This window comes from Dyella sp. KRB-257 (assembly GCF_049445995.1).
Lineage (GTDB): Bacteria > Pseudomonadota > Gammaproteobacteria > Xanthomonadales > Rhodanobacteraceae > Dyella_A.
The window spans coordinates 49,756-59,574 of the sequence record NZ_JBMSDZ010000021.1 but is presented as its reverse complement, the minus strand read 5'-3'; the positions used below and the strand labels follow the sequence as shown (position 1 = coordinate 59,574).

10 protein-coding genes, 1 tRNA gene and 2 pseudogenes are annotated in these 9,819 nt (G+C 68.9%); 10 read left to right on the top strand and 3 right to left on the bottom strand.

All coding sequences use genetic code 11. The annotated features are described in order from the left end of the window. The 3 genes and pseudogenes from ACO2Q2_RS14435 to ACO2Q2_RS14425 all read left to right on the top strand — a co-directional run. Positions 1-386 (top strand): annotated as a pseudogene (locus tag ACO2Q2_RS14435) (hypothetical protein); the annotation flags it as partial. Beyond that, positions 383-1,030: a J domain-containing protein gene (locus tag ACO2Q2_RS14430; RefSeq protein WP_423256569.1), complete on the top strand. Its 648-nt coding sequence runs from the start codon at positions 383-385 to the stop codon at positions 1,028-1,030. The pseudogene ACO2Q2_RS14435 and the gene ACO2Q2_RS14430, both read left to right, overlap by 4 nt. Next, positions 1,027-1,275: a hypothetical protein gene (locus tag ACO2Q2_RS14425; protein WP_423256567.1), complete on the top strand. Its 249-nt coding sequence runs from the start codon at positions 1,027-1,029 to the stop codon at positions 1,273-1,275. Before ACO2Q2_RS14430 ends, ACO2Q2_RS14425 begins: the two co-directional genes overlap by 4 nt. Here ACO2Q2_RS14425 and ACO2Q2_RS14420 read toward each other — a convergent pair. After that, positions 1,267-2,340, bottom strand: a complete 1,074-nt coding sequence (locus tag ACO2Q2_RS14420) for a tyrosine-type recombinase/integrase (RefSeq protein WP_423256565.1) — start codon at positions 2,338-2,340, stop codon at positions 1,267-1,269. The genes ACO2Q2_RS14425 and ACO2Q2_RS14420 overlap by 9 nt on opposite strands. Positions 2,341-2,393: 53 nt before the next feature. Further along, positions 2,394-2,470: transfer RNA gene (locus ACO2Q2_RS14415), tRNA-Arg, on the bottom strand. 169 nt (positions 2,471-2,639) lie between these two features. Between ACO2Q2_RS14415 and ACO2Q2_RS14410 the strand changes: the two genes are divergently transcribed. The 7 genes and pseudogenes from ACO2Q2_RS14410 (at position 2,640) to ACO2Q2_RS14380 (ending at position 8,630) form a co-directional block, all read left to right on the top strand. Then, positions 2,640-4,175 carry an aldehyde dehydrogenase family protein gene (locus tag ACO2Q2_RS14410; RefSeq protein WP_423256563.1) on the top strand — a complete coding sequence of 512 codons (1,536 nt, stop codon included), beginning with the start codon at positions 2,640-2,642 and terminating at the stop codon, positions 4,173-4,175. Between the two features lie 56 nt (positions 4,176-4,231). Further along, positions 4,232-4,558 carry a DUF4190 domain-containing protein gene (locus ACO2Q2_RS14405; RefSeq protein ID WP_423256561.1) on the top strand — a complete coding sequence of 109 codons (327 nt, stop codon included), beginning with the start codon at positions 4,232-4,234 and terminating at the stop codon, positions 4,556-4,558. Next, entirely contained in the window at positions 4,555-5,331 is a 777-nt protein-coding gene (locus ACO2Q2_RS14400; RefSeq protein ID WP_423256559.1) for an SDR family NAD(P)-dependent oxidoreductase, read from the top strand. Before ACO2Q2_RS14405 ends, ACO2Q2_RS14400 begins: the two co-directional genes overlap by 4 nt. A gap of 53 nt (positions 5,332-5,384) precedes the next feature. Continuing rightward, entirely contained in the window at positions 5,385-6,422 is a 1,038-nt protein-coding gene (locus ACO2Q2_RS14395) for a quinone-dependent dihydroorotate dehydrogenase (RefSeq protein ID WP_423256557.1), read from the top strand. Between the two features lie 28 nt (positions 6,423-6,450). Further along, on the top strand, positions 6,451-7,476 hold the full coding sequence (murB, locus tag ACO2Q2_RS14390; protein WP_423256571.1) for a UDP-N-acetylmuramate dehydrogenase: 1,026 nt from the start codon (positions 6,451-6,453) through the stop codon (positions 7,474-7,476). A 61-nt stretch (positions 7,477-7,537) separates the two neighbouring features. Continuing rightward, positions 7,538-7,714 (top strand): annotated as a pseudogene (locus ACO2Q2_RS14385) (IS4/Tn5 family transposase DNA-binding protein); the annotation flags it as partial. Between the two features lie 37 nt (positions 7,715-7,751). Next, positions 7,752-8,630, top strand: coding sequence for an IS4 family transposase (locus tag ACO2Q2_RS14380; protein WP_423256555.1), 879 nt, complete (start codon positions 7,752-7,754; stop codon positions 8,628-8,630). Here the strand turns inward: ACO2Q2_RS14380 and ACO2Q2_RS14375 are convergent. After that, a complete protein-coding gene (locus tag ACO2Q2_RS14375) occupies positions 8,593-9,351 on the bottom strand; it encodes a pseudouridine synthase (protein ID WP_423256553.1) in 759 nt (252 codons plus the stop codon). The genes ACO2Q2_RS14380 and ACO2Q2_RS14375 overlap by 38 nt on opposite strands. Positions 9,352-9,819 lie beyond the last annotated feature (468 nt).

Here is a 9,819-nt window from a genome sequence, read left to right as displayed (position 1 = left end):
GGTGTCCGACGCAATACGAAGCGGACGGCGCGCGCACGAGCGAGAGAGACTGGCGCGAGTTCGGTCCGCACCCATCGACATCGGTTCCTGGCCGCTACCGGCACGCGCGCTTCATGCCCCGATGGGCTAGTCGCCTGACGCTGGAGATCACCGGCGTGCGCGTGGAGCGGCTGCAGGACATTACCGAGTCAGACGCCATCGCCGAGGGCATCCTGCGCGACGGTGAAGGCTGGCGCGGCTCTCCGGACCTGCCGTGGTTCGCCTCGCCCATCGCGGCGTTCCGGTCGCTGTGGGAATCGATCAACGGCGCCGGCAGCTGGGACGACAACCCATTCGTCTGGGTGGTCGAGTTCCGCCGCATTGAACAGGAGGCGAAAGCCGCATGAGCACCGAGACCATCCCCGCCTTCCCGCTCCAGTGGCCCGCCGGCTGGAAGCGCACGCCGCTGTCCTCGCGCACGCGCGCCCGGTTCGGCAAGGCGTCGAGCGGCTACGGCGGCTACACATCGCGCGGCGAGCTCACCGTCGCTCAGGCCACCGACCGCGTGCTCGGCGAGCTGCGCCGCATGGGCGTGCACGACTTCGACCTGGTGATCAGCAGCAACCTGCAGCTGCGGCTGGACGGCCTGCCGCGCTCTGGCCAGCGCGACCCGGAAGACCCCGGCGTCGCCGTCTACTGGCGCGACAGCTCGCAGGATGGTTGGCCGATGCGCTGCATGGCCGTCGACCGGTACGACCGGGTGGCCGACAATCTGGCCGCCATCGCGGCGACGCTGGACGCCATGCGCGCGATCGAGCGCCACGGTGGGGCTGAGGTCTTGAACCGGGCGTTCACCGGATTCGCCGCGCTGCCCGGCGCCGGCGGCACGGAGCACTGGAGCGATGTGCTCGAGGTCGACGAGCGGGCAAGCCGCGAGGAGATTGAAGCGGCCTATCGCCGACTGCGCTCCCAGCACCACCCAGACCGCGGCGGCGACGCCGACGAGTTCCACCGCATCACCAAGGCCTACGAGGAGGCGTGCAGCGCATGAGCACCACCGAACATGACCAGCACCTGGCCCTGATCGCCGCCCTGATCGCCGGGGATCGCTGGTTATCCGCGGATGCGGCAGCGGTCTACCTCGGCATGATGACGCCGAAGGGCGGCCCGAATCGGCGCGGCTTCCTTGAGCGCGTCGCCTGCCGGCCGGACTTCCCGAAGCCGAACCCCGTCACGCGCTCCTGGAAGAAGTCCGAGCTCGACGAGTGGGCCATGAACCAGCGGCGGTCAGCCTAGTTTGGCCGCCAGCTCCGAGGCCGTGGATTGGTAGTAGATCAGCAGGCTGTTCAGGTCTCGGTGTCCGATCACCCGAGCCAGCTCGAGCACGTCGAACTTCTTCGACAGCCGGAAGATCGCCTCGGCCCGGGTGTCGTGGAAGTGGACATCGCGATGCGCCGTCGCATCGCGCGCCTTCCGAAACAGGACGTCACGCACCTGGTCGCCCAGGCCGAACACCGGACCATCCCCGCGCGGAAGCGCCTTTAGGATCTCGACCGCCCTGCTTGACAGCGGTACGTCCCGCGCCTCGCCGTTCTTCGTCTTGGGCAGCGTCACGTAGCGCGACGACAGGAAGACGCAGTCCCAGGTCAGCGCGCAGATCTCCCCCGACCGCATGGCGGTCTCCAGCGCGAACAGGAAGGCCAGGCCGACCCGATGCGTGGGAGTGTCCGCCTGTAGCTTGCCGCGCTGCCCCAGCGCGAGCGTGAGCGCCTTCTCCTCGGCCGCACTGATACGCCGGCGGCGTCCCTTCGGCTTGGCTGGCGTGGTCACGTCGGCGAGCGGGTTGCCGCGGATCCAGCGCAGCTCCCGGCGCGCGTGCTTGAGCACCGCCGCCATCAGGTTCATTTCCCGGGCGACAGTGGCCGGCTTCACCTGACCGAGCCGGCCATCGCGCCAGGCGATGAAGTCGTCGGGGCCGAGGCTGGCCAGCTTGCGCTTCGCCACCGGAAGCTCGGCGAACACCTTCAGCCGGGTCAGCTCCCAGCGCGATCCCTTGCGATGCGACGCCACGTCGCGCTCGTAGTGGCGCATGGCCTCGGCGAAGGTGCGGTCGGGTAGCTTGGACCCTCCCAGTTCCGCCTCGCGCTCCAGCGCCCACGCAGACGCCTCCTGCTTCGTGCGGAAGGACTTCGAATCGCGTCGCCCCTGCACGTAGACCTGGACGCGCCACTTGGATCCGGATCGCTGAATGCTCGCCATGGGGAGCAGCTTATGGGGAATTTCTGGGGAGTGTACCCGGGCGAAGGAGGGTAAATCCGGGCAATCCTGCAACTTCGCCAACCCCGCCAGGCGTTGCTCCATGGGCGTTCAAGGGTGAATCAGGGCAAAGATGCAGAAAGGCGGAAAAGGCGGGGTGGTGCCCTCGAGACGATTCGAACGTCCGACCTGCCCCTTAGGAGGGGGCCGCTCTATCCAACTGAGCTACGAGGGCAGCGGCGCGATTCTGGCATGGATGCACGCCCCAGGGCGACGCCCCGGGGTCGGCCTGCGGAAACCGGGCTGCTCGCAGCCTGTCGGGCTTCGCTCGGCCGGGCTGCTAGACTTGCGATTTTCACCGCGGCATTTCATGGCGCCGCGAAGAGCCGTTCCAAGGAGCATGCATGTCCCACGAAATCCTCAAGGCGCTTGGCCTGTCCGCCGAGCAGTCCGGCACGTATCTCGGCCAGGGCGAATGGTCCACGACCACCGATGCGGGCACGCTGCGCCCGGTCAATCCGGCCACCGGCGAGGTGATCGCGGCGGTGCATGCCTCCAGCCAGGCCGACTACGAGACCATCGTCCAGCGCGCGCGGGCCGCCTTCAAGGTGTGGCGTACCACCCCGGCACCGCGCCGCGGCGAGGCCGTGCGCCTGTGCGGCGAAGCGCTGCGCAAGCACAAGGACGCGCTTGGGAGCCTGGTTGCGCTGGAGATGGGCAAGATCAAGCCCGAGGGCGACGGCGAAGTGCAGGAGATGATCGACATCGCCGATTTCGCGGTGGGCCAGAGCCGCATGCTCTACGGCTACACCATGCACTCGGAGCGCCCCGGCCACCGCATGTACGAGCAGTACCAGCCGCTGGGCCTGGTCGGCATCATCTCGGCGTTCAACTTCCCGGTCGCGGTGTGGGCGTGGAACGCGATGCTGGCCGCCATCGCCGGCGACATCTGCATCTGGAAGCCCTCGCCGAAGGTGCCGCTGTCGGCCGTCGCCACCATGCGGATCTGCAACGAGGCGCTGAAGGACGGCGGCTTCCCGGACATCTTCTTCCTGTTCAACGACGGCGGTAACGAGCTGGCGCAGAAGTTCGTCGACGACAGGCGCATCCCGCTGATCAGCTTCACCGGCTCGACCAAGGTCGGCCGCATGGTCGGCGAGCGCGTGGCGCATCGCCTGGGCCGTTCGCTGCTGGAGCTGGGCGGCAACAACGCGATCATCCTGGACCAGAGCGCCGACCTGAAGCTGGCGATCCCGGGCATCGTGTTCGGCGCGGTCGGCACCGCCGGCCAGCGCTGCACCAGCACCCGCCGCCTGTTCGTGCACCGCTCGATCCACGACACCGTGGTCGAGACGCTGGTCAAGGCGTACAAGCAGGTCGAGGGCAAGATCGGCGATCCGACCCTGTCGACCACGCTGATGGGCCCGCTGAACAGCCCCGAAAGCGTGAAGGCCTACCTGACCGCGGTCGAGAAGGCCAAGGCGTCGGGCGGCACCATCGCCACCGGCGGCGCCGCGCTGACCGACCGCAAGGGCAACTTCGTGCTCCCGACCATCATCACCGGGCTGAAGAATTCCGACGAAGTGGTGCAGTCGGAAACCTTCGCACCGATCCTCTACGTGATGCCGTTCGACAGCATCGACGAGGCGATCGAGATGCAGAACGACGTGCCGCAGGGCCTCTCTTCGGCGATCTTCACGCAGAACCTGAAGGTGGCCGAGCAGTTCCTCTCGGCGGCCGGCAGCGACTGCGGCATCGCCAACGTCAACATCGGCACCTCCGGCGCCGAGATCGGCGGTGCGTTCGGCGGCGAGAAGGAAACCGGCGGCGGTCGCGAATCCGGTTCGGACGCGTGGAAGGTCTACATGCGCCGCCAGACCAACACCATCAACTACTCCGATTCGCTGCCGCTGGCCCAGGGCATCAAGTTCGACCTGTAAGCAACAACGCAGCGTACGCGGACGCCGGTCCGCGTACGCTGCAGGACATGGGCGGCATGGCCGCGCCCCCCTTCTGTCGCTGCGGGGTTTTCAAGATGAACCCGACGTCCCCTCCCCGATCCACCTGCACCCTGGCCGTGGTCAGCCTGTGCTTCGGCATCGCGGCATGGACCGTGTTTCCCTTCATCGGTGCCATCGTCGCGGTGATCTGCGGCCACCTTGCCCGCCGGGACATCCGCCAGACCGTGTCCGAACCGCTCGACGGCGATGGCCTTGCCGTGACCGGGCTGGTCCTCGGCTACGCGCAACTGCTCCTGGGCGTCATCGGCATGCTGTTTTTCTGGACACTGCTGCTCGGATTCTTCCACTGGGTCCGCCCATGACCGGCGCAGACAGCGAGGTTCCGTTCCGCCTCGACGGCTACCGCGTGGTGGTGGCCGGCGGTAGCCGCGGCATCGGTCGCGGCATCGCGCTCGCCTTCGCCCGGGCCGGCGCCGGCGTATCGGTGTGCGCCCGCGGCGAGGTGGCGCTGGCCGAGGTGGCGCAGGCGCTCCGCGCCCAGGGCGTGGTCACCCACACGCAGTCCTGCGACCTGGCCGACCCGGCCGCCATCGACCGCTACGTCGCCGCGGCCGCCCGTGCGCTGGGCGGCATCGACGTGCTGGTGAACAACGCCACCGGCTACGGCTTCAGCGACGATGACGAAGGCTGGACCGCCAACTTCCAGATCGACCTGCTCGCCGCCGTGCGTGCCTCGCGCGCCGCGCTGCCGCACCTGCAGCGCAGCGCGCACGCCAGCATCCTGCACACCAGTTCGATCGCCGCCCTGCGCCCGCGCGCCAGCGGCGCACCGTACGCGGCGATCAAGGCCGCGCTGAGCCACTACACCACCTCGCAGGCGCTGGCCCTGGCGGCGGACGGCATCCGCGTCAACGCCATCGCACCCGGCTCGATCGCCTTCGCCGACGGCCTGTGGGACCGGCGCAAGCGCGACGATCCCTCGCTGTACGCCGCCACGCTGGCCAAGATCCCGTTCGGCCGCTTCGGCACGCCGGAGGAGATCGCCCACGCCGCGCTGTTCCTCGCCTCGCCCTGGGCCGGATGGATCACCGGCCAGACCCTCGCCGTGGACGGCGGCCAGATGCTCACCGGTTGAATCCCATGACCGACCTTGACACCCGCGTCTACGTGGGCACGCCGAGCTGACGCATGTACTCCTGTCTTCGCCCCCTGCTGTTCGCGCTCGAGCCGGAAACCGCCCACGGCGCCACCTTGTATGCGCTGGATGTGGCCCATCGCAGCGAGCTGCTGCGCTTCGTCGCCAGGCCGCCGCAGGATCTGCCGGTGGACGCGTTCGGCCTGCGCTTTCCCAACCCGGTCGGCCTCGCCGCGGGACTGGACAAGAACGCCGACCATCTCGATGCGCTCGGCGCGCTGGGCTTCGGCTTCGTGGAAGTGGGCACCACCACACCGCGCCCGCAGCCGGGCAACGACAAGCCGCGGATGTTCCGGCTGAAGGAACACGAAGCGATCATCAACCGGCTCGGCTTCAACAACGCCGGCGTCGACGCGCTGGTGCGCAACGCGGAGAAGTCGAGTTATGCCGGCGTGCTCGGCATCAACATCGGCAAGAACAAGGACACACCGAACGAGAAGGCGGTCGACGACTACCTCTTTTGCCTGGAGCGCGTGTACGCGCGCGCCGGCTACGTCACGGTGAACATCTCCTCGCCCAACACCCAGGGCCTGCGCGACCTGCAGGAAGAGGACACCCTGCGCCGTTTCATCGGCACCCTGCGCGAGGCGCAGGAGCGGCTGGCCGCCCGGCACGGCGCGCGCAAGCCGATGCTGCTGAAGATCGCGCCGGACCTCAGCGAACCCGAACTCGACGCCATCGCCGAGGTGCTGCTGGCCAGCGGCGTGGACGGCGTGATCTGCACCAACACCACCGTCGACCACCGCGCGGTGGCCAGCGACCCGCAGTCGCAGGAGGCCGGTGGCCTGTCCGGTCGCCCGCTGATGGCGCGCGCCACCGCCGTGCAGCGCGGCATGGCCGAGCGGCTCCAGGGCAAGGTCGGCATCGTCGGCGTGGGCGGCATCCTAGAAGGCGACGACGCGGTGACCAAGCTCGACGCCGGCGCCGCATTGGTGCAGGTCTACTCCGGGCTGATCTATCGCGGCCCGGCCTTGATCGCCGAGTGCATCGAGGAAATCCGTCGCCAGCGCGGAGCGCATGATGCCCGCTGACCACACCCTGCCCGCCCAGCGCATCGATATGGGCGGCTACGCGCTGATCAAGAACGCGCCGCTGGCCCATCGCAACACGCTGCGCGTGGCGGCCAAGGCGCACCTGCTGGCGGAGATCCGCGATGCCAGCAAGCTGCCCGAGCTGCTCGCCTTCCCCGCTGTGAAAAGCGGCCCCGTGCTGGTGCTCGGCGAAGGCAGCAACGTGCTGTTCGCCGGCGACTACCCTGGCACCGTGCTGGCGATGGCCACGCAGGGCGTGCAGGTGGAGTCCGAGGGTGACACCGCCCGCGTCGCCGTGGCCGCGGGCGAGCGCTGGGACGACTTCGTGCGCTGGACGCTGGGCCAGGGCTTGGCCGGGCTGGAAAACCTGATCCTGATTCCCGGCACCGTCGGCGCCGCGCCGATCCAGAACATTGGCGCCTACGGCACCGAGGTGGCCGAGTTCATCGAGAGCGTGGAAGCGTGGGACACCGGCGAGCAACGCGTGGTCACGCTGGACCACGCCGACTGCAAGTTCGGCTATCGCGATTCGCGCTTCAAGCGCGAACCGGGCCGCTACATCGTTACCGCCGTGCGCTTCGTACTGCCGCGCAACCACGAACTGCACCTGGACTACGCCGGCATCCGCGAAGAGCTCGAGCGCATGGGCGTGGCCAGGCCGGCGCCGTTCCACGTGGCCGAGGCGGTGGTGCACCTGCGCACGCGCAAGCTGCCGGACCCGGCGGTGATCGGCAACGCCGGCAGCTTCTTCAAGAATCCCATCGTCGAGGCCGCCACCGGCGAAGCGCTGCGCCGCGCGCATCCGGAGCTGGTCGCCTGGCCCGCGATAAATGGCCGCTGGAAACTCTCCGCCGCCTGGCTGATCGAGGCCGCCGGCCTCAAGGGCCATCGCGAAGGCGATGCCGGCATCTCCCATCGCCACGCACTGGTGCTGGTCAACCACGGCCACGCCACCGGTCCCGAGCTGTGGGCACTGGCGCAGCAGGTGATCGCGCGCGTGCGCGACATGTTCGGAGTGACGCTGGAACCCGAGCCGGTCGTGGTCGGCGGCTAAGCCCATTCCATTACACACAACGTGAGCCACTTGCTCTAACCTATTGAACCTTCTTACTTTCATGGGGTTGGTCATGGGCTGGGCAGAGGCAGAGTTTGAGACGATCCACTTGGGCGACAAGCGGCTGGATCGGCGCCTGGTGCTGTTGGCCGAACGCTTGGCGGACAATCCGACAGCCAGTATTCCCGGGGCGTGCAAGGGGTGGGCCGAAACCCAGGCGGCATATCGGTTTTTTGCGCACGAAGAGGTTTCCTGGCAAGCCAGACGAAGGTGGCGTGCGTGCAGGCATCAAGGAAAGCACGCGCTGGATCGAAGGCTATGCGCGTCTGGCGGAGCTGTCCGCCTCGTTGCCCGATACCCGCCTGGTGTACGTGGCCGACCGCGAAGCGGACATCATCGAATTGATGCGCACGGCACGCGATCTGGGCGAGCCGGTGGATTGGTTGGTGCGCTCGCAGCACCACCGGGCGTTGCCGCACGGGGAGCGGCTCTGGTCGGCGGTGATGGCCGACAAGCCGGTGGGCGAGCTGCATTTCACGATGGCGTCGCGGCATGGCCGGAAGGCGCGGGAAGTTCACCAGCAGATCCGAGTCAAGTCCGTCACGCTGGCCGATGGCCGCGGCGGTGAGCTGTCGGCGTCCTGCGTGATCGCCACCGAAGCCGATCCCCCGGTAGGCGTGACGCCGGTGGAATGGCGTCTGCTGACCAACCGCCCGATCAAGGACTTCAACGACGCCGCGCAGTTGATCGACTGGTATCGCGCGCGCTGGGAGATCGAGATGTTCTTCCACGTGCTCAAGAACGGCTGCAAGGTGGAGGCGCTGCAGCTGGCCAGTATCGACAAGCTGGAGCGGGCACTGGCGGTGTATCTGGTGGTGGCGTGGCGCATTGCACGGCTCATGCGGTTGGGTCGAAGCTGCCCAGACCTTGATGTCGAGCTGCTGTCGCGACCGCGGACGGAACAGGCGCGAGGTGCACCCGTTTATCCCGCTCGTAGCGCCCCTCACCCCGGCCCTCTCCCCGCCGGGGAGAGGGAGCATGGACTTCGCACATCGAAGCTCCCAGCGGGGAGGAGAGAAAGGATGATTCCTGCCAGCCTTGCCTTTCCCGGCGAGGTCATGCACGGCGCAACGCGTGCACCTCGTCGGGTGTGAGGTGCCGCCACTGGCCCTTGGGCAGCTCGCCCAGCACCAGTGGCCCGATCGCCACGCGGATCAGCCGCAGCACGCCCACCTCGTGCGCGGCGAGCAGGCGGCGGATGTGCCGGTTGCGGCCTTCGTCGAGCACGATCTCCAGCCAGGCGTTCTTTTCGCCCTCGCGCAGCACGGTGACCGCCATCGTGCCCAGTCGCTCGCCGGCATCGACCGCGCCCGCCCGCAGCGCGGCGAGCAACGCGGCGTCGGGTCGTCGGTCGATCTGCACGTGGTAGGTCTTGTCCACGTGCTGTTTCGGTTCGGCGAGGCCGGCAGCCCAGACGGTGTCGTTGCTCAGCAGCAGCAGGCCCTCGCTGGCGCGGTCGAGCCGGCCCACCGGACCCAGCCACGGCAGGCCGGCGTCCTTGAGCAGGTCGTAGACGGTGTCGCGACCGCGCTCGTCGGCGGCACTCACCACGATGCCGCGCGGCTTGTTCACGGCGACGTAGACGCGCGCGGCGGCGCCCACTGTGGCGTCATCGAGCCGCAGCACCTCACGCCCCGGATCGGTCGGCCGCTCCGGATCGAGCACGCGACGGCCGTCCACGCTCACCCGCCCGGCGCGCACCGCCTGCTCGGCCTGGCTGCGCGAGCACACGCCGAGCTTGCTCAGCACGCGGGCCAGACCGTGGCGGGGAACGGTGGCGCGAGGGGCGGAGGAGCGGCGAGAGGATCGGATCATCCCGGCAGCGTAGGCGGCCGGACGAGGGAAACCAAGGGTCGACCGCCGCCCCCCCTGCGATCGCACGCGCCCGCTCCGCCGCCGTGGGCGCCGCTGTACCGCTTCACGGTATCCCGTTCACCGAGGCGCAGGCGCTGCGCAGCAGGGGCGACTATTACCGCGGCTGCCAGCGCAGCACCAGGATCGCCCATGCCTCTGGCCAACTCTTTCCTTTGCCGGTGAGTAGAGGACGTTCACTTTCAGGCAAGTGCGCCCCGCCGGGCACGCCCCAAAAAAGAGGTTCCGCGCGAGGCCGGGCTCCAACATGCCGCGATGCCGCGATGCTGAGGAGGCCTAGCTAGCCGGAAGGTCATGCCTGCCGGGTCCATGCCCCGATGTCCTGCGGCGTGTCCGCGCCCGGCGGGATGCCGGGCATGGTCGGCGGCGCCGGACCTCGGCGCGTCCCCGGGGCGCGCCGTACCGTTACAC